23 protein-coding genes are annotated in these 25,222 nt (G+C 37.6%); 19 read left to right on the forward strand and 4 right to left on the reverse strand.

What is annotated here, in order from left to right; all coding sequences use genetic code 11:
• The first annotated feature begins 55 nt into the window (after nucleotides 1-55).
• The 12 genes from gndA (at nucleotide 56) to ACIQXV_RS17545 (ending at nucleotide 13,943) form a co-directional block, all read left to right on the forward strand.
• A complete protein-coding gene (gene gndA, locus ACIQXV_RS17490; protein ID WP_402960501.1) occupies nucleotides 56-1,471 on the forward strand; it encodes an NADP-dependent phosphogluconate dehydrogenase in 1,416 nt (471 codons plus the stop codon).
• Nucleotides 1,472-1,686: 215 nt separating this feature from the next.
• On the forward strand, nucleotides 1,687-2,619 hold the full coding sequence (locus tag ACIQXV_RS17495; protein WP_402960503.1) for an AraC family transcriptional regulator: 933 nt from the start codon (nucleotides 1,687-1,689) through the stop codon (nucleotides 2,617-2,619).
• Entirely contained in the window at nucleotides 2,620-3,507 is an 888-nt protein-coding gene (locus ACIQXV_RS17500) for a sugar phosphate isomerase/epimerase family protein (protein WP_402960505.1), read from the forward strand.
• Nucleotides 3,508-3,509: 2 nt separating this feature from the next.
• On the forward strand, nucleotides 3,510-4,670 hold the full coding sequence (locus ACIQXV_RS17505) for a Gfo/Idh/MocA family protein (protein ID WP_402960506.1): 1,161 nt from the start codon (nucleotides 3,510-3,512) through the stop codon (nucleotides 4,668-4,670).
• A gap of 70 nt (nucleotides 4,671-4,740) precedes the next feature.
• Nucleotides 4,741-5,745 carry a Gfo/Idh/MocA family protein gene (locus tag ACIQXV_RS17510; protein WP_402960508.1) on the forward strand — a complete coding sequence of 335 codons (1,005 nt, stop codon included), beginning with the start codon at nucleotides 4,741-4,743 and terminating at the stop codon, nucleotides 5,743-5,745.
• 3 nt (nucleotides 5,746-5,748) lie between these two features.
• Nucleotides 5,749-6,609 carry a sugar phosphate isomerase/epimerase family protein gene (locus tag ACIQXV_RS17515; RefSeq protein ID WP_402960509.1) on the forward strand — a complete coding sequence of 287 codons (861 nt, stop codon included), beginning with the start codon at nucleotides 5,749-5,751 and terminating at the stop codon, nucleotides 6,607-6,609.
• Nucleotides 6,610-6,874: 265 nt separating this feature from the next.
• On the forward strand, nucleotides 6,875-7,534 hold the full coding sequence (locus ACIQXV_RS17520; protein ID WP_402960511.1) for a YesL family protein: 660 nt from the start codon (nucleotides 6,875-6,877) through the stop codon (nucleotides 7,532-7,534).
• Nucleotides 7,535-7,571: 37 nt separating this feature from the next.
• Nucleotides 7,572-8,519, forward strand: coding sequence for a carbohydrate ABC transporter permease (locus ACIQXV_RS17525; protein WP_402960513.1), 948 nt, complete (start codon nucleotides 7,572-7,574; stop codon nucleotides 8,517-8,519).
• A gap of 27 nt (nucleotides 8,520-8,546) precedes the next feature.
• Nucleotides 8,547-9,380 carry a carbohydrate ABC transporter permease gene (locus tag ACIQXV_RS17530; protein WP_402960515.1) on the forward strand — a complete coding sequence of 278 codons (834 nt, stop codon included), beginning with the start codon at nucleotides 8,547-8,549 and terminating at the stop codon, nucleotides 9,378-9,380.
• A gap of 51 nt (nucleotides 9,381-9,431) precedes the next feature.
• The gene (locus tag ACIQXV_RS17535) at nucleotides 9,432-10,793 is read left to right on the forward strand and encodes an ABC transporter substrate-binding protein (protein ID WP_402960517.1); all 1,362 of its coding nucleotides are present in this window, start codon (nucleotides 9,432-9,434) and stop codon (nucleotides 10,791-10,793) included.
• Between the two features lie 113 nt (nucleotides 10,794-10,906).
• Nucleotides 10,907-12,721 (forward strand): sensor histidine kinase, encoded by a 1,815-nt coding sequence (locus ACIQXV_RS17540; RefSeq protein ID WP_402960519.1) that lies wholly within the window; start codon nucleotides 10,907-10,909, stop codon nucleotides 12,719-12,721.
• On the forward strand, nucleotides 12,714-13,943 hold the full coding sequence (locus ACIQXV_RS17545; protein WP_402960521.1) for a response regulator transcription factor: 1,230 nt from the start codon (nucleotides 12,714-12,716) through the stop codon (nucleotides 13,941-13,943). Before ACIQXV_RS17540 ends, ACIQXV_RS17545 begins: the two co-directional genes overlap by 8 nt.
• A 73-nt stretch (nucleotides 13,944-14,016) precedes the next feature.
• Here ACIQXV_RS17545 and ACIQXV_RS17550 read toward each other — a convergent pair whose 3' ends face one another.
• On the reverse strand, nucleotides 14,017-15,192 hold the full coding sequence (locus ACIQXV_RS17550) for an ROK family transcriptional regulator (protein WP_402960523.1): 1,176 nt from the start codon (nucleotides 15,190-15,192) through the stop codon (nucleotides 14,017-14,019).
• Nucleotides 15,193-15,440: 248 nt separating this feature from the next.
• On the opposite strand from ACIQXV_RS17550, the gene ACIQXV_RS17555 reads away from it, so the two are divergent.
• The 7 genes from ACIQXV_RS17555 to larC2 all read left to right on the forward strand — a co-directional run bounded on the left by ACIQXV_RS17555 (nucleotide 15,441) and on the right by larC2 (nucleotide 22,242).
• The gene (locus ACIQXV_RS17555; protein WP_402960525.1) at nucleotides 15,441-16,709 is read left to right on the forward strand and encodes a nickel pincer cofactor-dependent isomerase, group 22; all 1,269 of its coding nucleotides are present in this window, start codon (nucleotides 15,441-15,443) and stop codon (nucleotides 16,707-16,709) included.
• Between the two features lie 18 nt (nucleotides 16,710-16,727).
• Nucleotides 16,728-17,498 carry an SDR family oxidoreductase gene (locus tag ACIQXV_RS17560; protein WP_402960527.1) on the forward strand — a complete coding sequence of 257 codons (771 nt, stop codon included), beginning with the start codon at nucleotides 16,728-16,730 and terminating at the stop codon, nucleotides 17,496-17,498.
• 128 nt (nucleotides 17,499-17,626) lie between these two features.
• Nucleotides 17,627-18,430 carry an ATP-dependent sacrificial sulfur transferase LarE gene (larE, locus tag ACIQXV_RS17565; protein WP_402960529.1) on the forward strand — a complete coding sequence of 268 codons (804 nt, stop codon included), beginning with the start codon at nucleotides 17,627-17,629 and terminating at the stop codon, nucleotides 18,428-18,430.
• Nucleotides 18,431-18,574: 144 nt separating this feature from the next.
• Nucleotides 18,575-20,050: a gluconokinase gene (locus ACIQXV_RS17570; RefSeq protein WP_402960531.1), complete on the forward strand. Its 1,476-nt coding sequence runs from the start codon at nucleotides 18,575-18,577 to the stop codon at nucleotides 20,048-20,050.
• Between the two features lie 20 nt (nucleotides 20,051-20,070).
• On the forward strand, nucleotides 20,071-20,844 hold the full coding sequence (gene larB, locus ACIQXV_RS17575; protein WP_402960533.1) for a nickel pincer cofactor biosynthesis protein LarB: 774 nt from the start codon (nucleotides 20,071-20,073) through the stop codon (nucleotides 20,842-20,844).
• Nucleotides 20,825-21,715 carry a nickel pincer cofactor biosynthesis protein LarC gene (gene larC, locus ACIQXV_RS17580; protein WP_402960535.1) on the forward strand — a complete coding sequence of 297 codons (891 nt, stop codon included), beginning with the start codon at nucleotides 20,825-20,827 and terminating at the stop codon, nucleotides 21,713-21,715. The genes larB and larC overlap by 20 nt, the downstream gene beginning before the upstream one ends.
• A gap of 59 nt (nucleotides 21,716-21,774) precedes the next feature.
• Complete coding sequence (gene larC2 / locus ACIQXV_RS17585) at nucleotides 21,775-22,242, forward strand: nickel pincer cofactor biosynthesis protein LarC2 (protein WP_402960537.1); 468 nt, start codon at nucleotides 21,775-21,777, stop codon at nucleotides 22,240-22,242.
• 50 nt (nucleotides 22,243-22,292) lie between these two features.
• Here the strand turns inward: larC2 and ACIQXV_RS17590 are convergent, their stop codons facing one another.
• The 3 genes from ACIQXV_RS17590 to ACIQXV_RS17600 form a co-directional block, all read right to left on the reverse strand.
• On the reverse strand, nucleotides 22,293-22,571 hold the full coding sequence (locus ACIQXV_RS17590; RefSeq protein WP_402960539.1) for a hypothetical protein: 279 nt from the start codon (nucleotides 22,569-22,571) through the stop codon (nucleotides 22,293-22,295).
• A 10-nt stretch (nucleotides 22,572-22,581) separates the two neighbouring features.
• Nucleotides 22,582-23,862 carry an ArsB/NhaD family transporter gene (locus ACIQXV_RS17595; protein ID WP_402960541.1) on the reverse strand — a complete coding sequence of 427 codons (1,281 nt, stop codon included), beginning with the start codon at nucleotides 23,860-23,862 and terminating at the stop codon, nucleotides 22,582-22,584.
• A 168-nt stretch (nucleotides 23,863-24,030) separates the two neighbouring features.
• Nucleotides 24,031-25,149, reverse strand: a complete 1,119-nt coding sequence (locus tag ACIQXV_RS17600) for a metallophosphoesterase (RefSeq protein ID WP_402960543.1) — start codon at nucleotides 25,147-25,149, stop codon at nucleotides 24,031-24,033.
• Between the last annotated feature and the right edge of the window lie 73 nt (nucleotides 25,150-25,222).

Raw genomic sequence — 25,222 nt, forward strand, 5'->3', positions numbered from 1 at the left:
TCAAAAATAGGTTAGAATAGGATAATATTGATTTTAGAAAGGAAAGGGATTTAATATGTCAAAACAACAAATTGGTGTAGTTGGCCTAGCGGTAATGGGGAAAAACCTTGCTTTAAATATTGAAAGCCGCGGCTATTCGGTTGCCGTTTTTAACCGTTCATATGATAAAACAGAAGCATTTTTAAAAAATGAAGCAGAAGGTAAAAACTTTGTCGGGGCCCGTACAGTTGAGGAATTTGTTAATTCATTAGAAAAACCACGCAAAATCTTATTGATGGTTAAAGCTGGTAATGCAACAGATGGAACGATTGAATCATTAAAACCATTCCTTGAAGAAGGCGATATCCTTATTGATGGCGGGAATACCTTCTTCCAAGATACAATTAGACGTAATAAAGAACTAGCCAATGCAGGGTTCCATTTTATCGGCACTGGTGTTTCCGGTGGTGAAGAAGGGGCATTAAAAGGACCTTCCATTATGCCTGGCGGTAACAAAGACGCATATGATTTAGTTAAACCAATTTTAGAGGCAATCTCAGCAAAGGTTGAAGGAGATCCATGCTGTACGTATATTGGACCAAACGGTGCAGGTCATTATGTGAAAATGGTTCATAACGGAATTGAATATGGTGATATGCAATTAATTTGCGAAGCTTACTTTATTTTGAAGAATGTACTTGGTTTAAGTACAGAAGAACTTCATGATGTGTTTGCTGAATGGAATAAAGGAGAGCTAGACAGCTACTTAATTGAAATTACAGCAGATATTTTTACAAAAATTGATGAAGAAACAGGTAAACCAATGGTTGACTTGATTCTAGATACTGCTGGTCAAAAAGGAACAGGTAAATGGACAAGCCAAAACGCCTTAGATTTAGGTGTTCCGCTGCCAATTATCACAGAATCTGTATTTGCCCGGTTTATCTCAGCAATGAAAGAAGAACGTGTTAAGGCTAGTCAAGTTCTAAATGGACCAGCGGTAAAACCATTTGAAGGAAATAAAGAAGAATTAATTGAAGCAGTTCGTAAAGCATTATATATGAGCAAAATTGTTTCATATGCACAAGGTTTTGCCCAAATGCGTGTTGCATCTGAAGAATATGATTGGAATCTTCAATACGGAAATATTGCGATGATTTTCCGCGGCGGCTGTATCATCCGTGCCCAATTCTTACAAAAAATTAAAGATGCTTACGATCGTGACGCAGAATTAGCAAATCTTTTATTAGATCCATACTTTAAAGAAATTGTTGAGGGGTACCAATCAGCATTACGTCAAGTACTTGCTGTTGCGATTGAGCGCGGAATCCCAGTACCATCATTCGCAAGCGCAATTGCTTACTATGACAGCTATCGTACTGAAACGCTTCCTGCAAACTTATTGCAAGCACAGCGTGATTACTTTGGAGCCCATACGTATCAACGTGTTGATAAAGAAGGAATCTTCCATACAAACTGGATGGAAAAATAAGCTTACCCATATTTTTCTTAAAAGAGACATAACAAGGCATGAAAAGGCTTGTTTTGTCTCTTTTTTCTTTATTATTGACTAAGATTTCATTGTAAAAAGCAATATCAGTCAAATAAAAATTCAAATCAAGCATTTCGAGAGAATGATTTTTAAGGTATTAAGGTCTAAAATTAAATTGTAAATTGATACCGCTTACTTAGGAAGGTATGGGTGCTATGGATTTGGAAACAGCTCTAAAAAATCAAAGCATGATGAATAAATGGATCACTGCAGCTTACAGAGTCCAAGGTGTACATTCCTATTCCTTTCAGTATCACTCCCATCATGAATATGAAATTTATTTCTTTTGTGGAGGCGATTGTAAGTATTTGATTGGTAATCGGATTTACGAACTGGAGCCGGGTGATATCATCCTTTTGGATGGCATGACACTGCATAAACCAAATCCGAAAATAGAGAGCACCTATACAAGAAGTATGCTTCATTTTTCACCAACTTGGATTGCAGAAATTGCTGCTGTTCTAGGGATGCCTAATTTATTGGATCCATTTAAAAAGCTCAATAATTATCTACTACGAACTGGATACAATGAATCTGGCCAATATATTGACCGAAAGATAAAGAAAATTGTCGGGCTCCTGGCACAGATGGATGAAGAAATGCAGCAGGCTGATACGAATAATGATCTGTTAGAGGCTGAAGTAAAGCTCGAACTAGTTCAAATGCTCGTCAAAATTTATAAAATGAGTCAAGAAGAATTAGCACATGTTCCAAGTAATAAGACAGAAAAGGAAATCCATGCTGAGGCAATTGCATCATGGATTAATCTCCATTTTGCTGAAAAAATTAGCTTGGATCGAATTTCATCTGAACTAAATTTAAGTAAATATTATATTTCACATGTTTTTAAAGAAGTAACTGGTTTTACTGTGATGGAATATGTAATGGGCTGCCGGCTTAATCAGGTAAAGTTTTTGTTAGAAGTGGAACCAAATCTTTCCTTGGCTGAGGTATCAAGTGCAGCAGGCTTTGAAAGTGTCGCCCATTTCAGCCGTTTTTTTAAGGAAAAGGTTGGTGTGACACCATCACATTATCGAAAAAACAAACTTAAATCCAGCAGATCTTTAGCGAAGGGGGATTCAGTGTAAATGAATCAAGATTATTTGATTTCAGGCTTTTCTGATGAAATTTCGTCAGATTTTGATACACAGCTTGAGGTGGTTGCAAACCTCGGCATGCGGTATCTATCATTACGTGGTATTGATGGAAAAAATATTGGTGATTTTACAGTTGATGAAATCAAAGAAAAGGTACAGCCAAGGCTTCAAAAAGCTAGAATTGGTGTTTCTTCCGTCGGCTCACCTATCGGTAAAGTATTCATCAACGATGAAGAAGGCTTTGCTAAGCAAAAGCAGATGTTGGACACGCTTTGCCAAATAAGCAACTTGCTCGATTGCAAATATATGCGAATCTTCAGCTTCTATATTCCTAAGGGTGAGGATGCAGATCAGTATCGTGATGAGGTAGTTAGTAAGCTAAAGGAATTTGCAGCTATTGCAGAAAAATACAATGTGATTTTGCTGCATGAAAATGAAAAGGATATCTTTGGTGATATCGGTAGACGCTGTCATGAGATTTTAACAGAAGTAGGATCTCCTTACTTCAAAGGAATTTTTGACTTTGCTAATTTCGTACAGTGCGGAGAAGATACACAGGAGTGTTACGATCTCTTAAAAGATGAGGTTGGTTATATACACATAAAGGATGCTGTAACACAGAATAGTCAAAATGTTGTCTGTGGAACGGGTGAAGGTAAAATACCTGAATTGTTAGCTCAGTTTATTAAGAGCGGCTATCAAGGCTTTTTAACTCTTGAGCCACATCTTGTTCTCTTTGATTCTTTAAAGGATTTAGAACTTGAAGATGCAACCGAAATTATTAAGGACAACAAAGGGCTAGACGGTGCCGGCGGCTACAAGCTTCAATATGAAGCGTTATTAGAAATTCTTAACAAAATTGAAAGCGAGGGAATTTAATTATGGCAGATGTAAGATTAGGGATTATTGGATTAGGTGCAGAAGGTGGTATGTACACTAATTTCATCGCTGAAGGCAAAGTTAAAAACATGGTGATTGGTGCGATCTGTGATAATGATCCTGCTAAAAAACAAGTGGCAGAAGAAAAGTATCCTGGTGTTCCTTTCTACGATAATTATATCGATATGCTTGAAAGTGGTGATGTTGATGCAGTCGTTACAACTGTTCCGCATTATCTACATCCTGAAATGGGAATCGAATCACTAAAAAGAAACATTCATGCATTAGTGGAAAAACCAGCTGGTGTTTATACAAAACAAGTGAAAGAGTTAAACGACTTTGCAGCATCAAAGCCTGAACTTAAGTTTGCAATCTTCTTTAACCAGCGTACAAATCCACTTTATAAAAAAGTAAAAGAACTTATTGATAATGGTGAGATTGGCAACATTCGCAGTACCAACTGGATTATTACTACCTGGTGGAGACCTCAAGGGTACTACAATCAAAGTGAATGGAGAGCAACTTGGGGCGGAGAAGGCGGCGGTGTCCTTGTAAACCAAGCGCCACACCAAATTGACTTGCTTCAATGGATTTGCGGTATGCCGAAAAAGGTTTATGCAAAATTAAACTATGGTTATCAAAGAGATATTGTGGTTGAAGACGATGTAACTGCAGTATTTGATTATGGAAATGGTGCTACTGGTGTATTTGTAACTAAGACACACGATGTAGTAGGGACAGACCGTTTAGAAATCCATGGCGATAAAGGAAAAATCGTGGTAGATGATAGTAAGAAAGTTACCATCAAGCGCCTGAAACAATCTGAGAATGAAATGAGCAATTCCATGGATATGTCAGATGTTATGAAGCTGTTTATGGGCGGCGGTGCTGGTGATATTTTCACTGAGGAAGTACTTGATTTTGGCAATGTTTGGGGCGAACAGCACATTGCAGTATTAGAAGACTTTGCTTCTGCAATTGTAGAAGGCACACCATTATTAGCTCCTGGCAGCGACGGCATTAATGGGGTTAGACTTGCAAATGCCATGCACTTGTCAAGCTGGTTAGGAAAAGAAATTGAAGTGCCATTTGATGAGGATTTATTCTTAGAAGAATTAAATAAACGTATTGCCGAAGAAGGTAAATATCCGGTTAGAAAGTAATCAATCACATGAAACGAACTCAGGGCGCATAAAAAGGCGCCTGAGTTCGTTTCAAAAAGGGGAAAAGCTTATGTTAAAAGCAGCATTAATTGGGCTTGGGGACATTTCAAATATCCATTTGCCAGCCATAAAAGCAAACCCGAATGTGGAACTGACTGCAGTTTGTGATTTAGACGAAGGTGCTAGAAACATTGTCCCGGAAGCGCGCTTTTATACAGACTATCAAGAAATGTTGGAGTCGGAAGAACTTGATGTTGTTCATATCTGTCTTCCGCATTATTTGCATAATCCGGTGACAAAGGCAGTCGTTGAAAAAGGTGTCCATGTATTTCTTGAAAAGCCGCTCGGATTAAATACGGAAGAAGCATTGGAGCTTGTGGAACTGGAGCAAAGACATCCGAATACAAAAATTTGCGTTTGTTTTCAAAACAGATACAATGAATCGTTTGAAATGCTTCAAGAAATCGCAGGCAGCGGCGAGTTTGGCAGAATTGAGGGGATTAAGGGGCTTGTATCATGGCATAGACCTAAATCCTATTATGAAGTGAAGCCATGGCGCGGGCAAATGAAATATGCCGGCGGCGGGGTGATGATCAATCAAGCTCTTCATACAATGGATTTAATGCAATTACTTGGCGGAAAGATTGAGACAATCCGCGGCAGTGTGGATCAGCTGCTTGACTTCGGAATCGAAGTAGAAGACACTGCATCAGCACGAATTCAATTTGAAAGCGGTGCCACTGGTTTGTTCTTTGCTACGAATGCAAATGCCGTGAATTCAAGCGTCGAACTTCAAGTTATTTTTGAAAAAGGCAAATTCACGATTAAAGATAGTACTTTAACTAGAGTAAATGAAGACGGAAAGAAAGAAGAATTAGTTGAGGATGCAAAAGTCCCAGGAACTAAATTTTATTACGGTGCCAGCCATAAGAAGTTAATTCACCGTTTCCATCAATGTATTGAAGAGAATTCGGACAACTATGTTCATGCCAAAGATGCACTTGTATCGATTCAAATGATTGATGCTATTCGCAAGTCTTCTGAATCAAAACAAACAGTCAAAATGGAGGGATAAGCTATGAATAAAGGTAAAATTGGCGTACAAATGATGATGCTTAAGGGCAAAGTGGAAGAACTCGGTGCCTATGAAACAATGAGAAAAGTTAGTGAGCTTGGCTATCATGCGGTAGAAGTTTCGCAAATTCCTATGACTCCAGAAAATGTTTCCGAATTAAGAAGAGCGAGTGTAGACTTTGATATTAAAATTGCTGCTATGTCAGCTGCTTTAGAGCCAATGCTTCCTGGTGCACCTGGTGAGACTCTAACAAATGATTTTGATAAAATTGTGAGTGATTGTAAAGCGCTTGATTGTAACTTCCTGCGTATCGGAATGCTTCCATTAACCGTTATGGGCCATAAAGATAAAATCATGGAATTTATTGAAAAAGCAGAGGCAATGGCTCATAAATTAGCTGAGTACGGTATCGAATTGTATTACCATACTCACCATCTCGAATTCCAAAAATATGATGGTGTCTATCTGTTAGATCTTATTAAAAATAATACTTCTAAACTTGGCTTTGAATTGGATGTTCACTGGATTCAAAGAGCTGGCGAAAATCCTGTCGAGTTTGTTAAACAATATGCAGGCCGGATTTCGTTATTGCATTTAAAAGATTATCGTATCGGACAAATGGATTTAAGTAAAGTAGACTTTAATGACATGGCTAAATTCATGGATATTTTTACGAATACCATTGAATTTGCAGAGCTTGGTGAAGGTAACCTTAATATCAAAGCAATTGTGGAAGCTGGACTTGAAAGTGGGGCACAGTATTTCTTAGTTGAACAAGATAACACCTATGGCCGCGATCCCTTTGATTGCCTTGATATTTCTGCGAAGCACTTAAAAGAATTAGGATTTGGTGATTGGTTTTAAGAATAAGAGAAAGGCAGCTGTTGAAACAGCTGCCTTTTTCATATATAGCACTCACATTGGAGTTTCTCCGTTAATGTATCAAACATTTTCTCTTCTTCATATCCCTTTTTCAAGATATTGCAGTAAGTTTATTTCAGAGCATCTAGAAATGTCAAAATATTTTCGAATAGGTAAAAATATTCTATATGATTATTTTTATAATTTTCATACAATTGTTAATATAGTCATTAAACAAATGAAAATATAAATCAATAGGGGAGGAACGATGGAAACTACCAGACTAATAAATAATATAAATACTGCTTGTGACTGGGTTGTTAAATTGCTTTATCTTAATCTCCTTTGGATTCTATTTACTATCGCTGGGCTGGTGGTGGCAGGGATATTTCCTGCAACGGTTGCCATGTTTACAGTTATGAAAGGTTATCTTGCTGGTGAAAATGTAAGGGTTTTCAATTCGTTTAAGAAGGTGTATAAAGAGGAATTTAAACGAGCAAACCGGTTGGGAATCGTTCTACTAATCATACCAATAATTTTGTATACTGATTGGCTATTTACCAACTATCTATCCGGCACCATGGAAATGATTGCTAAAGGAATTCTCATTGGCAGTACTTGTTTATATGGGATAACGCTGATTTATGTATTCCCGGTTTATCTTCAGGTAAACAAGAAGGTGTTTACTACCTTGAAAATGGCGTTTCTTATCGGAATAACGTATCCCTTTTATACTTTTATGATGCTTAGTTCTATTATTTCCTTACTATTTTTATTTGTGTTCCTTCCAATGGCGGGTTATCTCTTTTTTGCAAGTGGTTTAGCATGTATTATAACATTTTTCACTTTGCGGTTATTTCAAAAAATAGAGGTTCAATCAGTGAAACTACAAAAAAAGGAAAGGACGCGATGGGTCATCAATAACTAACCAGCAATGTTGAAACAGATTAGGAGAGGTGAGGAATATGAATATTGAAGCAAAAACAGTTCTTGAAAAAGTAGAGGTTGAGGTGAAAGTCAAGAAAAGGAAAAGTGCCTTTGAAAAACGGGAGAGTTGGACAGGTATTTTGTTTGTTTCCCCTATGTTGATCGGTGTAAGTGTATTAACGCTTTTACCTATCCTGGCAACGTTCCTATTAAGCTTTGCAGATTGGAATTTCATTGTTGGATTTAAATCAATCAAGTGGGTTGGATTGGATAATTTTAAAGCGCTTTTTGAAAATGATGTGTTTCTAAAATCGGTGTTGAACAATTTACTCTTTCTACTGACGGTTCCATTATCCATGTTATTCGCTTTAATCATTGCCATTGTCATTGATAAACATGTGTATGCTAAAAGTTATTTTAAAGTAGCATTTTTTATGCCTTATATTTCAAGTATCGTCGCCATTGCCGTTGTTTGGCAGGTTCTATTTAATCCCACTGAGGGGCCGATCAATCAATTGTTATTTTCCCTTGGCATCGAAAATCCACCAACCTGGATAGCAGATCCTGATTTTGCACTAATCTCAGTTATGGTCATTCAAATTTGGGCGTCAATTGGATTTAGCATGATCATCTATTTAGCCGGACTGCAGTCGATTCCAAAGGAGCTCTATGAAGCAGCAGATATGGATGGGGCACGAGCATGGGATAAATTTAAGCATATTATGCTTCCAGTTTTATCACCAACCACCTTCTTCCTTTTAATCACAGGAATAATTGGTACTTTTAAAGTGTTTGATTTAATTGCTGTTTTAACTAAGGGTGGCCCAATTAATTCTACCACCATGCTTGTATGGCATTTGTATGAAAGTGCTTTTGTTAATTTAAAGATTGGATATGCCTCGGCGATTGCGGTTGTCCTATTCTTCTTCGTGCTTATCATAACCTTAGTGCAGTGGGTTGGACAGAAAAAATGGGTGAATTATTAACTAGCTCAACAGGGGGAGGGAAAATCCATGGAGAAAAAAATAAACATTCGGAAGATTATTATTACGATTATTTCCTTTATTGTAAGCATCGCCTTCTTGCTGCCCTTTTTTTGGATGCTATCGACCTCATTTAAGATAGAGGCAGATGTCTTTAAATTTCCAATCGAGTGGATTCCAAAAAGGTGGAATGGGATAGAAAACTATAAAGAAGTGTGGTTAGGTAAATATCCTTTCGCTTTATATTATTGGAATTCAATTAAAATAACTGTCATCACAACGGTTGTTTCCGTAACTGTATCTGCGATGGCTGCTTATGGATTTTCAAAAGTGAATTTTCCAGCAGGTAAATTCCTTTTCATCATCGTTTTGGCTACCTTCATGGTACCCCAACAGTCAATCTTGGTACCTCAGTTTATTTTATATCGTTATTTGGGGCTCTTTGATAGTCATATAGGATTAATTATTTTGGGGAGTTTTAGTGTATTAGGAACCTTTATGTTAAGACAATTTTTTATGGGAATTCATTCGGAATATATCGATGCAGCAAAAATTGATGGGGCAGGTCATTTTAGAATTTTTTGGTCGATCGCTTTGCCAATCGTCCGCCCGGCAATTGCTACATATGCGATCCTACGCTTCATTTGGACTTGGAATGATTATCAAAATCCATTGATCTTCTTGCGGACTGATGGATTGTACACTATACAATTAGCCATGCAAAAATTCACATCATTAAATGGCGAATTTTATTCATTGATTATGGCGGCGGCTGTATCGTCAATTCTTCCTCTTATTATTGTCTTCATTATTGGGCAGAAGCAGGTTATTGAAGGAATTGCACTTGGCGGTGTTAAAGGTTAATTTGGTTTCACAGCAGCAAAAAATAAAAAAAAACAAGTAGGGGGTAGGGAAATGAAAAAAATTCTATTATTGTTTTTAAGCCTCAGTTTAGTTTTAGGAATTCTGGCTGCCTGCAGCAAGCCTGAAAAATCTTCAAGTTCAGCTGAAAAAGGCCAAAAGGATCAAAAAACGGAAGAACCGGTCACAATTAAATTGCATACACATGGTAATGAAGATGGCTACGCATGGAATAGGACAATCAAGGCTTTTGAAGAAAAATATCCAAATATCAAAGTTGATGTTGTTCAACTAAGTGAAAAACAAGATGGTCAAGAAGCATTGAAAAAAATCGACTTAGCTGCTGCCTCAGGGGAAGATATGGATGTCGTGATGTTCACAAATACCCCTAACTACGCACAGCGAGTAAATTTAGGTATGCTGGAACCACTAGACGAATTTATTAAAAAAGACGGCTATAAAATGGAAGATGAATATAAAATTGATACAAAGATCAATGGTAAATATTACGGTCTTCCAGGTAAATATGTTTCATGGTTTGTCTTGTTAAATAAAGACCGGTTAGATGCGGCAGGACTTGAAGTTCCGAAAAGTTGGACATGGGACGAGTACATGGAATATGCTAAAAAACTGACTAAAGACGGAAAGTTTGGAACCTACTTTCATGGTCCGTGGCAAGGTGCATGGTCAAACTATATCAATTTGAAAATGCAATCCCAGGAAAAAGATGCTGGTTTCTTGAAAACAGATGGGACTTCGAATATGGATAGCCCACTTTATAAGGAATCTTTAGCAATGCGTTTAAAAATGGAGAGGGAAGACAAGTCAGCGGTCCCATATTCTTCAATGATTTCACAAAAAATGAATTATCGTGATCAATTCTTTACACAACAAGTTAGCATGATTGTTACGGGTACTTTTTTAATTCCAGAACTGGGGGGATCAGAGCGTTTTCCAGCTGACTTTAATGTTGCTGTAGCTCCATTCCCGCAAAATACAGCAAATGAAAAAGGCGCATATTCAATAGCTGATGGAGATATAGTTGGTATTTCTGCAAATTCCAAACATAAAGAGGCAGCATATAAATTTGTTAGATGGTATACAACGGAAGGTCAGATTGCTCAAGGCATAAATATTTCGTCTTGGAAAAAAACGACAGACGACCAAGTTGTTAAACTAATCAATGATACAATTGCTGAGGCACAGAGCCCTGAGAAGGTTGATAAGGAGTCTTTAATACACTCTGTTCAAACAATCATTTCAGCAAAATCTGGAAAACCTGTACCATATCAATCGGAAATTGACCTAGCACTTTCCACAGAGTTTGAAAAGTTAATCCTTGGTAAGCAAAGCCTTGATGAAACAGTAGCGAACTCTAAGAAGGTTGTACAAGAAATAATCGATAAAAACAAGTAAATAGATAATTCTCAACTATCTCACTAATAAAGTTGAGTATATAATAGGGACAGGGGCGATACCCGCTTTTCCAGCCCCGATCTTTTTGATTGCAAGGAGGTTGGAGGTTGAAAATGCGAGTGATACAAATGGTATCGTCCCTGTCTTTTCGTGATAAAGTGCTTTTAATTGCGATAACATGTTTAATCCTTCCAGCCATAAGTACATTTACCATCTACAATTATTTAACAAAAGATGCTGTGAAAGAACAGGCTATTAGTAGTGCACAAAATGAATTGAAACTAACAAATGAATACTTGAAAAAGGAATTTGAAAATATGTTATACACGCTGAATTTTATTCAGCTTGACACAGAGCTAAACACAATCTTTAAATATCCAAGCAGGCATTCAGCGTCAATAGAGGGTGGAACAGAATATGAAGAATTCATAAATGATCAAAAGGTACAACAGAAATTAGATACAATTACATTATTAGATCAGAAATCATATGTTACAATCCTGCTTAAAAACGGGAAATTTTACACGAACTATTCATTTCATGAATTTAATCCACTTAACCTAAAAAAGGAACCATGGTTTAAAATATTAAGCAGGTTAAAAGGATACCGCTCCATTTGGATTGCACCCCAGCCGACTATGATTGCATCTGAAAGAAGAAACAATCAATTTCAATTATCGGTAGCAAGACCTTTACGTGACAGTCATCTTGGTGTCTACGGTTATGCTGTAGTTACCGTTATGGAAAATAGAATCATAGATATATTGAATAGTGAAAATACCGATCATAGCATGGTCCTGCTTAATGAAAGAAATAAATTAATTGCAAAGAATCATTATTTTGATCGGGAACTTACTGAAGAATTGACGGAAAGATTAGGGCGCAATACATTAGATGTGATGACCATAAAAGGTGAAAAGTATTTGGTTAACACTCGTGAACTTTCTATTACAGGATGGAAATTAATTTCTCTTAATCCTTATGATCATGCGATATCGAAAATTAACGCAATTTTCAAACGGGTATTCCTCATTCAAGCAATCGCATATGTATTGTTTTTAATTTTACTTGTCTATCTCTTACGGAAAGTATTAAATCGTCTGGTGGATTTGAAAAATTTAGCAAAGAAAGTTCAAAATGGCGATTTATCAGTCCGATCAGAAGCACAAGGAAACGATGAAATTGCCACACTATCCACATCTTTTAATCTTATGTTAGATAAGGTTAATGAAGTAATTGAGGAGAATACTCTCACCCAGACGAGAAAACGCCAAGCAGAGTTGGCGATGTTACAAGCGCAAATAAACCCGCATTTTTTGTTTAATGTCTTAAATTCGATTCGTATGAAAGTGATGATGAAAGGTGATTACGACAGTGCCGGTATGATCAGTTCCTTATCAAAACTTTTACGAATTACTATCGATAAACAAAAAGGGATGATCCCTTTTCATGAAGAATTAGCAATCAATAAAGATTATATTCGTTTAATGAATATGCGGAAAAAACATGAAATTGAATTGAAAATGGAAGTTTCCATCGAAACATCCAACATTAAATTACCACGATTAATATTACAACCAATTATCGAAAACGCTATCATCCATGGGTTAAATGAGCAAGAAGGTTACATTTTGATTAAAGCAAAGTTTTCCCATCCTATTTTCACCATTGAAATTGAAGATAATGGAACAGGAATGCGGAAGGAGCAACTTAAAAGAATTCAGGAAGGATTCAGTAATTCGATGGCAGAGTCCTCCGGTAAAGATAAACGAAGCGGAGGTTTTTCAAGTATTGGCTTATCAAATGTTTATGAAAGAATGACATTAACCTTTGGTGATAGCTTTTTGATGCAGGTCCAAAGTGAACCGGGCAAAGGTACCAAAGTATCCATGTTAATCCCAATTCCAGAGGAGGAAAGGCATGTATAAAGTGATGTTAGTAGATGATGATTATCCAGTGTTGGAATTCCTTTCAGAAATGATCGACTGGGATGGGCTTGGACTGATTTTGCAAAGTACACATGAAAATGGAATGAGTGCATTAAAAGAAGCGGAAGAAAATATGCCTGATATCCTTATAACGGATATAGGCATGCCAAAATTAAACGGAATTGAACTAACAAAAAAATTAAAGGAAAAACACCCCGCGTTATTAGTTACAATCCTATCGTGCCATAATGAATTCGGATTTGCACAACAGGCGCTTAAATTAAATGTTCAAGAATATATTCTCAAAGATATGTTGGATGTAAATGATATAATCCATTTACTACGCCAGTTTGTAGAGACACTTAACAATGAAAAGAAGAATAAAATGAATCAATTGCAAATGGCTCAGACCATTGAACAAAACAAGGGTCTAATGTTAGAAAGGTTTATTAATAAAACCATTCATCATCCAATCCATAATCAGAATGTTTGGCAGGATGAAGCTTATTTACTAGGCTTGCAGCCAAATCAACGTTATATGGTTATCCTTTGTTTAATTAATCAATTTCAATCAGTACTACATTATTTTCAATCAACCGATTTGGTTAATTATTTTGTTCACCATGTCATCGGAGAAGTAGTTGAAAATGAGGCAGTAAATGCAGTTCATGGTCAATTTGAAAAAGAGAAATCCTTTTTATTTGTTTCATTAAGCACGGAGGAAAACGAGGAAATTCTAAAAATAAACAGCTTGATTAAAAAGATACAAAGTATTTTTCATGACACATTTGGAATTTCACTTTCATTTAGAAAGGGCAATCCTGCTGAAAATCCAGGGGATTTAAAACTGCAAATGATGAAACTGATTGAATGTAATGTTTCCAAAAGCTGTTCTAACGCAGAAATTGAAAATGCTTGTAAGTATATTTTAGATAATCTGCACCGAAAAATAACTTTAGATGAAGTGGCAAATTACCTGCACCTTAATTCCAGTTATTTTAGCCGATTATTTAAAAAGGAAATCGGTGAGAATTTTGTTAAATTTGTTGTGAAGCTGAAAATGAATCGGGCCAAGGATTTATTGGAGCAAACAAACTATACCATTCTTGAAATTAGCGATATGTTAGGATATGAGAATCAGAGTTATTTTAATAAAACCTTTAAATCATTAGAGGGTTTGGCCCCGATTGAATATAGAAATGGGAAATTGGGATGGTTATAACGTATGGAGTTAAAAGGTAAAAACCAATTCACATTTCATTTTTGTGAATTGGTCGTCCTCGTTCTTATTCGTGTTAGGATACCTTTCCTTCATTAAGAGATAAATAAATATTAGAAACTTCCAAAAAGTGTTTAATCGCTAAAGCACATGCACCCATTACGCATGCTCGGTTTCCTAGTTCGGATACCAGCAGCTCACAATAATGGCTAACGGTTGAAGTGAGATTATTTTTTATCTCTGTTACAGCATTCGGATAGATTCGAAGCAATTCACTATTAAGTACTAAAATCTCGGGATTGTAAAGATTGATAATATTATTTAGTCCTATTGATAGGTACTTAATATATTGTTTTATTTGTTTACACGTAATCGTTTCTTGCTCCATGATTAATTTTCGAATATCGTCATACTTTAAATCAGGCGTATTCAGCTTTTCAGATAATTGTTTCATAAAGCTTGACTCTGATGCATATTGTTCCCAGCAACCAAAATTCCCACAGCTGCACGGTATTCCATCAGGGACGACAATCATATGGCCAATCTCACCTGCATAGCCATGATAGCCTTTAAGTGCATCGCCATTCACCATTATTCCAAGACCAATCCCGGAATACAGACTTATTGATAACAAGTTCTCACTTTGATGATGGTGGTACACTCTTTCGGAAAATGAACACAAATTAGCATTGTTTTCGATATAAATATTCACACCGGTTTCGGTTTGTAAATCATCTTTTAAATTTTTGTTGTGCCAGCCGTGCTGCGGAACAAAATAAATCATCTCATCATTATTTACAATCCCATGGATTCCAATTACCACACCAGCAAGGCCATAACGAGCATGCGAACATTGTTGTTTGTATTCCTTGATTTTCTTGGCTATAAATCCAAGAATGACAGCATAATCAGAGGTATCGAGTTGAATTGTATCTGTCTGAACAGGAAGGCCGCTAATATTAGCTATTGCAAAGGTAATCGAATATTTATCAAGGTCAATTCCAAGAACAAAACCTGCCTGTTGGTTTATTGAAAGCATGATCGGTCTTCTTCCGAGATTCTTATGATCTTGCTGTGTTTCGATAATTAAATCCTCCGCTAACAAATCAGCTGCTTGAACAGAGATAGTTGCTTTATTTAAACCTGTAATTTTTGCTAGATCTGCTCTAGAAATCATCCCATTTTCAAAAATTTTGCTGATGATTAATGATCGGTTGATTTTTTTGATGAATGCAGCATCTCCAGTTATCATCTAATTCCTCCTTGATCGTAAATTCGGTAAAAATGCTACATATTTATTGACGTAAAGTATGCATAATGATATTATACAGGTAATTAGTTTGTTTGGTAAACAAATTAAATGAAAATAATAATAAATATTTCAATTAATTTTTTGAAAGGGATTACAGATGTGAAAATTTAAGGGTACTTTTCTTACTTTTTACATGGAAATTAATCCAGTGAGGAACACTTACATAATGAAAAGGAGTGTGTTATTCCGTGGGTATACTTCAAGAATTATTAAAGGATATTCCTGTACCGAAAATGGCAAAAGTCAATGTGAAGTTTGATGACAAGATGATTGATGATCTATCTGCTGCTTTAAAGGAAAAATTGCAGCAGGAACAGATTACTAAGACCGTACAGCCTGGAATGGAAATTGCCATTGCTGTCGGCAGCAGGGGGCTTGACCGCCTCGTGGAATTGACTGCCGTAACGGTTCAGTTCTTAAAAGATTTAGGGGCAAAGCCATTCATCGTTCCAAGCATGGGAAGCCATGGGGGTGCAACTGCGGAAGGTCAGAGAGAAGTGTTGGCACACCTTGGGGTTACAGAGGAAAGCGCCGGTTGTGAGATTCGCTCATCCATGGAAGTAGTTAAGATTAGTGAATTGCCAAACGGTTTGCCTGTATATGTCGATAAATATGCCTCAGAAGCTGATGGCATTGTGGTAATCAATCGAGTGAAACCACATACGGCATTTCGGGGTCCTGTTGAAAGCGGAATTATGAAGATGATTAGTATCGGCCTAGGGAAACAAAAAGGGGCCGAAGCATGCCATCAAATGGGCTTTAAGTATATGGCTGAAAATGTGCCAGCCATGGCGAAAATCATTATGGAGAAAACACCATTTCTTTTTGGAGTGGCTACTGTTGAAAATGCTTTTGACAAAGTGGCAATTGTTGAAGCATTAACGCAAGAAGAGATTGTTGAAAAAGAACCTGGATTACAGACACAAGCGAAAGCACTATTGCCAAAGCTATTTTTTGATCAATTAGATGTCTTGGTGATTGACGAAATTGGCAAAAATATTAGCGGTGATGGCATGGATCCAAATATTACAGGCCGTTATCCCACTCCATATGCATCCGGTGGCCCTGATGTGAACAAAATGGTGGTGCTCGATGTAACACATCAATCAGAGGGCAATGCCAATGGGGTTGGCACTGCAGATTTTACAACTAAGCGGCTTCTAGACAAAATGGATTTAGAAGGAACCTATGCTAACGGTTTAACTTCAACCGTCGTAGCTCCAACAAAAATAGCTACGACATTGCCAAACGATAAACAGGCGATTCAGGCGGCAGTCAAAACATGTAATATCTTAGATTTTAGAAATGTCAAACTGGTTCGCATTAAAAATACTTTAAAGTTAAGTGAAATTGAAGTATCCGAACCGTTGCTTGACTATATAACAAATCATCCAAATATGGAGCTGGGTTCAGAACTTTATGAGTTCCCATTTGATGAAGACGGAAATTTATTTTAACAACGAGGAGAGAGAGACATGGCAAATTTATTTGATTTAACAGGAAAAACAGCAGTTGCAATCGGGGGAAATGGGGTATTAGGATCTGCGATGGCAAAAGGATTGGCAGAACATGGTGCCAAAGTGGCGATTGTTGGCCGTAATTTGGAAAAAGCAGAAGAGGTTGTTAAGGAAATAGTAAATAACGGCGGTGAAGCAAAGGCGTTTTCCGCAGATGTTAGCTCAAAAGACTCCTTGGTTCAAGTAGCGAATGAAATTGAACAATGGTCTGGTGGCTGGGATATTCTGTTGAATGCACCGGGTACAAATAGTGCAACACCTTTCTTTGAGCTTGATATGGATGAATATGATAAAATTATGGATATTAACTTAAAAGGTATTGTCCTTACCTGCCAAATTTTTGCGAAAAGAATGATTGAGCAGGATCGAAAAGGTAGTATCATTAACATATCGTCTGTTTCTTCGACAACACCACTATCAAGAGTATTTACTTATTCCGTTTCAAAAGCAGGGCTTAACAGCGTAACACAGTTTTTAGCACGTGAATTTGCACCTAATGGAATTCGTGTGAATGCCATTATTCCTGGATTCTTCCCTGCTGAACAAAATCGGAAAATTTTAGACAAAGAACGAATCGAATCCATCATGAGCCATACCCCGATGAAACGTTTTGGTGAAGCTGAAGAATTACAAGGTGCTACTGTTTGGCTTGCTTCAGAAAAGGCATCAAGCTTTGTAACTGGTGCAATGATTCGGGTCGATGGCGGATTCGGCAGTATGACAATTTAAAAAGAAAAGCGGAAGCGCCTAGGCGCTGGAGCTAGCTATTTCTAAAAGGAATCACATAATTCTGCTCCCTAAGAAATATGGTAACAATGGCGGCATTGATTTATGTAAGGGGAGGGGAGAAAAGGACAATGCTAACTGAGAAATATCAAAAATTACAGTCTATTCTCCGTGAAATGGAATCGGTTGTTGTAGCATTCTCAGGAGGAGTAGATAGTACGTTTTTGCTAAAGGCTGCGCTTGACACATTAGGTGCAGATCACGTTCTGGCCGTAACAGCAGACTCTGAAAGCTATCCCTCAAGTGAGCTTAAAGAAGCAAAGGTGATTGCTGAAAAAATTGGTGTCAGGCACCAAGTAATTGAAACATCTGAATTGGCCATTCCCGGCTATGCAGAAAATAATAAAAATCGATGCTATTTTTGTAAAAGCAGTTTATTTGAACATTTAATCCCCGTCATGGAAGAAAAGGGCTTTCAAAATGTCATATATGGCGTCATTGCTGATGATATGAATGAATTTCGTCCCGGTATGCAAGCCGCTAAGGAAAAGGGGATCCGCGGACCGCTTCAGGAAGCAGAATTGTTTAAACAAGAAATTAGAGAACTTTCACGGAACTTAGATTTGCCAACTTGGGATAAACCATCATTAGCCTGTCTTTCATCAAGGATTGCCTATGGTGAGTTTATTACAAAAGCAAAGCTGACAAAAGTGGAACGAGCAGAAGATTATTTAAAATCGCTTCATATTCGCCAGGTTCGGGTTAGGACACATCAGGATATTGCTAGGATTGAGGTAGAACCGGCTGATATGAGTACCATTTTGGAACATCATGATTCGATCGTAAAAGAGCTGCAAGAGTACGGATACAAATATATTACATTAGATTTAATAGGATATCAGAGCGGCAGTATGAACAAGGTTCTATCTAAATAGCTACCGGTTTCAAGAGTAAGAGGAGTAGTTGATAAAACAAAAGGCTTTGGAATAATCCAAAGCCTTTTGTTTTAAGAGTAGAAATAGCCGAAAAAGATAATTATAAAACTATTACATATTGTAAGCTGAAAAGGAAGATGAAATATGTCAAGAGAGTTTGTAATCGGGCTTGATGTTGGAACAACAAGCGTTAAAGCATGTGTGTTTAATTTACATGGGAAATTAATAGCTGACGTTGAGAAAGTAATTATTTCGAATTACCCGCAGCAGGGTTGGGTGGAGCAAAACCCAGATGAAATTGAACAATCTGCTATCCTAGCAATTCGAGAAGCCATAGAAAAAGCTTCTATTGAAAAGGATGAAATTGTTTCACTTGGCTTTTCCGCTGCGATGCATTCGCTTCTTTGCGTCAATGAAGAGGGTACACCAATCTCACCTGCACTTATTTGGGCTGACGGTAGAAGCTATAAGCAAGCTGAGGGTATAATAAATACAATTGGAAACAAGGTTTACGCCAAAACGGGAACACCGATTCATCCAATGACACCGTTTATTAAATTATTGTGGATGAAGGAAAACGAGTATGAACCGTATAAAAAGGCAAAATATTTCATGTCCATTAAGGAGTATTTAATCCAATGCTGGTTTGGCCAACGGGTAATCGATTATTCAATGGCATCCGCAACAGGGCTATTCAATCCTGAAACGCACAAATGGGAGCTTGATCTATTAGAACTAACAGGAATTACCGAAGAGCAGCTTTCTGAAATTGTTCCTCCCACAAAAGTATTAACAGGATTCAGACAAGAAAAAGCAGAAGCAATGGGGATTCATCCGGAAATGCCAATAGTGATTGGTGCGGCAGACGGCCAATTAGCAAACTTAGGAAATGGTGCGATTCTACCAGGCGAGGTCGCTGTATCTGTTGGGACTAGCGGTGCCATCAGACAGGTCACAAAAGGTGTTAAGGTTAGTGAAAATCGGGAAACGTTTTGTTATTCCTTTACGGAGGATTCATCTATCATTGGCGGGCCGACGAATAATGGAGGAATTGCCCTACAATGGTTAAAGGATCTTTTGAACGATGAAAGAAGTTTTACCGAATTTCTTTCCGATGCCGGTCAAGTGGCACCAGGTGCAGATGGTTTACTCTTCCTCCCTTATTTAAATGGTGAAAGAGCTCCAATTTGGAATCAGCAGGCAAAAGGAAATTTTTATGGGGTGACTATTACACATAAAAAGGAGCATTTTATTCGTTCCGTCCTAGAGGGAGTCACGTTTAACCTCTTTCAAATTGGAAAAGCCTTGGAACGGTTAGCAGGTCAGCCGCAAAAAGTTTATGTAAACGGTGGATTAGCGAGATCGCCGCTTTGGCTGCAAATGATGGCAGATATTTTTGATGCAGAAATTTATGTTTCGGAAAGCCATCATAGTGCGGCCTGGGGGGCAGCATGGACTTCATTAATCGCCATTAAAAAAGTAGATTCTTTCGAAGAGATTAAACAGAATATTCCTATGGGGGAACCCACTATTCCGAATAAAGAAAACAGTGAGCTTTATAAGAAGATTTATGAAAACTATGAAATGTTAGCGACGGATATGGTAAAGTATTTTAAGTGAAAATAAGGGGGGGAAATCGAATGCTTGAGGATATTTTGAAGCAGGTTCAAAATGGAACCCTTAGTATTTCAGCTGCCAAAGAACAATTAGCTACCTTTGAAAATTTAGGTTTTGCGAAAGTCGACCACCATCGAAAAAAACGACAGGGCTTTGCAGAGGTTGTTTATGGGGAAGGGAAAACAGCGGAACAAATTATCTCGATAATCCAAGCTTTAAGGGCGCGTAATAACGAAGTTCTTGTAACAAGAGTTGCAAAGGAGAAGGCTGAATTAATCCGGAACGAACATCCTGAATTTATTTATAACGAAATCGCAAGAATTCTTTTTTGGAAAAATGAACCGGAAGTTAGGACAAACCGGCATGGATACATTGCAGTGGTTGCCGCAGGAACGTCTGATTTACCAGTGGCGGAAGAAGCAGCTGTTACCGCTGAAGTATTGGGGAGCAAGGTACATCGAATTTATGATGTGGGTGTTGCTGGGATTCACCGCCTGTTGAATCATGCCGAAGAAATCCAAAATGCGACTGTTTCGGTTGTTGTTGCGGGAATGGAGGGGGCGCTCCCCAGTGTGGTAGGCGGGCTTGTTTCCCATCCCGTAATCGCAGTCCCAACAAGCATTGGATATGGAGCCAACTTTAATGGCCTATCCGCCCTTCTGACGATGCTAAATTCATGTGCATCAGGAATTAGTGTGGTCAATATCGACAATGGCTTTGGCGGGGGATATAACGCGGTATTAATTCATCAACTGGCACAAAAAGGGGCAGGAAAAAATGAAGACACTTTACTTTGATTGTTTTTCAGGAATAAGCGGGGATATGGTAATCGGGGCACTTATCGATGCCGGAGCAGATCCAAATCGATTAATAGAAGAATTAAAAAAACTTCAAATCGAAGATGAATATGAATTAAATTGGAAAAAGATTGTCAAGAATGGCATTACGAGTACAAAGTTTGATGTTGTGCTGCTGAACAATCCGATACATGTACATAGTCATTCTGACCAAGATGATCATAGCCACGATCACGTTCATGGGCATGACCATCATCATGAGCATAGCCACGATCATGAGCATAGCCATAGCCACGATCATGAGCATAGCCATGGCCATGAGAATAGCCATAGCCACGACCATGAACATCATCACCATCATGACCATCGTGCCTATAAAGATATCGTAAAATTAATTGAGGGGGCAGGCTTGGACGATTCGGTAAAGGAAACAGCCTTAAAAATCTTTAAACGAATTGGTGAGGCAGAAGGGCTTATCCATGGGATTCCATTGGAAAAGGTTCATTTTCATGAAGTAGGAGCCGTTGATTCGATTATTGATATTATTGGCGCAGCCATCTTAATTCACCAATTAGATATAGACGTCATCAAGTCATCACCCATTCCGGTTGGCACAGGAAGAATTCACATTGACCATGGGATTTATCCTGTTCCTGCACCGGCGACACTTGAAATATTAAAAGGTGTGCCGATTGACCAATCGGATATTAAAGCGGAGCTAACAACACCAACTGGAGCAGCCATCGTTGCAGTACTGGCCGAAGAATTTTGTCCGATTCCTTCGATGAGAATTAAATCAATTGGTTATGGGGCGGGAACAAAAACATTTAAGAATCATCCCAATGTACTCCGAGTTATTATTGGTGAATAGTTATTCTTTCTATTTAAAGGAAGCACGTTTTATTCTATTAATTGAAAGGAGAATGATAATTGGTCTTACATCCTCCTGACCATGAACATTTCGATGATCAAATGATCAAAATGGAAGTGAATCTTGATGATACTCCAGGTGAATGGCTGGGGTATGTTATGGATTTACTATTCGAGGCCGGAGCAAATGATGTGTTTTATACCCCTATTTATATGAAAAAAAATAGACCGGCTGTATTACTCCAATTGCTTTGCTCACAAAAAAATAGTAGTAAAATGAAGGAAATTCTTTTTAAGGAAACCACGACACTGGGTGTCCGCTATTATCCTTTAACCGTGCACCGATTAGAAAGAATGTTTAATAAGGTAACGACTGAATGGGGAACGGTTACTGTAAAAGAGGGGATATATGAGGGGGAAATCGTGCAAAGCGCTCCCGAGTATGATGAATGTAAAAAAATTGCCCAACAGTATAATATCCCTTTAAAGCAAGTCTATGCTCAAGTTTGGAAAGCAATGGGGCAATAAAAAAATGAGCTGCTTAGAATTCCACTAAGCAGCACATTTTTTCGAATGCTTTAAATCCACACTATTTCTTTTAATAGTTGCTGTCTAAATAATTGAATTAAAAATTCATTGTAAAAATCTTTTCTGACAATCACTTGATAGTTGTTATTAGGGTGAATGTAATAATGAATATCGGTTAAAACCTTATTTTCCTCAAAATATTCTCGAACCTTTTTCAAGCTTTTCTTTAATTCACTATTAAATAAGATAATTGAGAATTCAATATCTTCCCCATTAGCTGTTTCGTTCAGGTCGAGAAGCTTTTCGTCGAATTTATAAGCTACCTTCATCGTCTGCCCCCTAGATTAAATATCGTAAATAAATATATACCGTACAAATTATGATTGAGAGAATCATTAATGGAAAGGCAATTAACAAGAATTTCCCAAACGTAATTGAATGGCCTTCCTTTGCTGCAAGCCCGGCAACAATGACATTGGCGCTTGCACCAATTAATGTTCCGTTTCCACCTAAACATGCCCCTAGTGAAAGGCTCCACCAAAGTGGTTCCAGATTATTGACTCCTAGTTCCCCCATGTCCTTGATCATTGGAATCATTGTTGCAACAAACGGGATATTGTCAATAAAAGCAGAAGCAATCGCACTGACCCATAAAATTAAGATTGATGTTGAGGCCACGTCACCCCCGGTTAAGTGTACGGAGTAATCTGCTAGTAACGAAATGACTCCCGTTTCAATCAATCCTGATACAAGAACAAATAGACCAATAAAGAAGAAAATGGTTGTCCATTCCACTTTAGAAAAGGCTTTATCCAAATATCCTTCGCCAGTCAATAGGAGCAATAGAAATGCCCCAGTTAAGGCAACGGTAGCAGATTCAATATGTAACAGCTGGTGCAGGAAGAAGCCCAATATTGTAACGGTAAGTGCAACTAACGACTTGATTAAAAGTGTTTTATCTGTGATTTCTTCCTTTTCATCCAAGTCCATTAAGGTGGCTTTTAATTCGGCTGATGTCTTCAGCTGTTTCCGATATATAAAAGCTAAAATTCCAATATTAACAAAAAGAATAAAAAATGAAATGGCCGTAAGATTATTAATAAATGCCATAAAAGTAAGTTCTTTAACGGCGCTTCCAAGCATAATATTTGGCGGGTCGCCGATTAGTGTGGACGTTCCGCCGATATTGGATGCGATAATTTCTGTAATTAAAAATGGAATCGGGTTTACACGCAATTGCCTTGTAATACTAAAAGTTACCGGAACCATTAATAAAACGGTTGTAACGTTATCCAAAAATGCCGAACCTAATGCAGTAATCACACCAAGGACAAGCAAAATTTTTAACGGATCACCTTTCACTTTTTTGGCAGCCCAAATAGCTATGTATTTAAACAAACCCGTCTCAGCTGTGATTGCGACTATAATCATCATACCTGTCAGCAATCCAAGTGTATTAAAATCGATATGGTGCAGAGCCTTTTCTTGGCCGATGATTCCCAGTAAAACCATCATGATACCGCCGGCCATTGCGATAATGGTGCGGTGTATTTTTTCTGTGACGATAAAAGCATACGTAATGAGGAATACACCAATTGCAATGATTGCTTGTGTTGACATATATCGACCTCTTCTCCCTAAGTTTTAAACATACCATTGAAAAAATGCAAAAAGGAGCCCGATTTGACAGACTCCACCTAAATTCAACATATGTACTTTATACTTTATTTTATAAAACTATACATGGGATGTAAAGTGAGAATAAATCTGAAAATTTCGTCGACGAAATTATAATCCTAACTTTTTAATAAAATCTACTGTTTCCTCATGCTCTGGTTTAACCAATTTATATAATCCTTTATCTGTTTTTATAAGTGATTTGCCGTTTTCATCTGCAATTGGCCTTGTTAATGATGTGCTGCTTAAAACTTTCCACTTGCCTTCTGCTTTTGCAAGCTGCAGATCAATTATTCCGAGATGGTTGCCAAATGCACCTGCCATTACAACGGGCTTACCATTGATTTGTCCTGTTTCCATATTTGTATTAGGTAAGGTAGTATAAACAGGGCCAGGAAAGACGCTATGAGAATGCCCGGCCAAAATCGCATCAATTTCAGGGATTTTCGTCAAATAATAAATCGCATTTTCAGTATCGGGGTTATACGGTTCACTGCTAATGCCAGTGTGGGCAAGGGCGATAATGAGATCTGCTCCTTCGGCTTTCATGAGAGGGACAAAATCCTTTGCGGTTTCAACTATCGGCTTGGCAATGACCTTACCTTCAAGATTCGCCTTGTCCCATTTCATGATTTGTGTCGGCATAAAGCCAATAACTCCAATTTTCAGCTCGTGCTGTACACCACTTCGGTCAACCACATTCCTTTTTAAAATCACGTAGGGAGTAAAGTAAGGTTTGTTTTTTTTCACAGAATAAACATTGGCATTTAAAACCGGCATATTTAAACCTTTCAAGGCTGTCTTTAAAAATCCTACACCGTAGTTAAATTCATGATTTCCAATGGCAATTGCGTCATATTTCAAATAATTAAATGCCCGGTATACCGGATGAGTTTTTCCTTTATGCATGCCTCTAATCCTGGCCAGATATTCGCCGAGAGGATTCCCTTTTAAATGATCACCATCATCAAACAATAAAGAATTCTTTACTTCATTCCTTGCCTCGCGGATTAGTGTCGCGGCTTTGACTAGACCAACGCGATTGTCCTTTTTAGTTTGATAATAGTCATAATTGAGTAAGGAAGCGTGTAAATCAGTTGTTTCGAGGATTCGTAAATCGACAATTTTTTGATTTTCCAGGTTTGACTCAGCAGCAGACGCAAGCGAAGAATTAGAAACCCAAAATAGTGTGAGTAGGATAAGTAATAAAGGAACCCATTTTTTGCCCACTAAGATTACCTCCATCATATTCTTGAATTAAGGTAATCTTAGTATTGGTCTTTCTTGATAATATATTACAATT

It is taken from the genome of Neobacillus sp. NPDC097160 (assembly GCF_044762155.1).
Classification (GTDB): Bacteria; Bacillota; Bacilli; order Bacillales; family Cytobacillaceae; genus Neobacillus.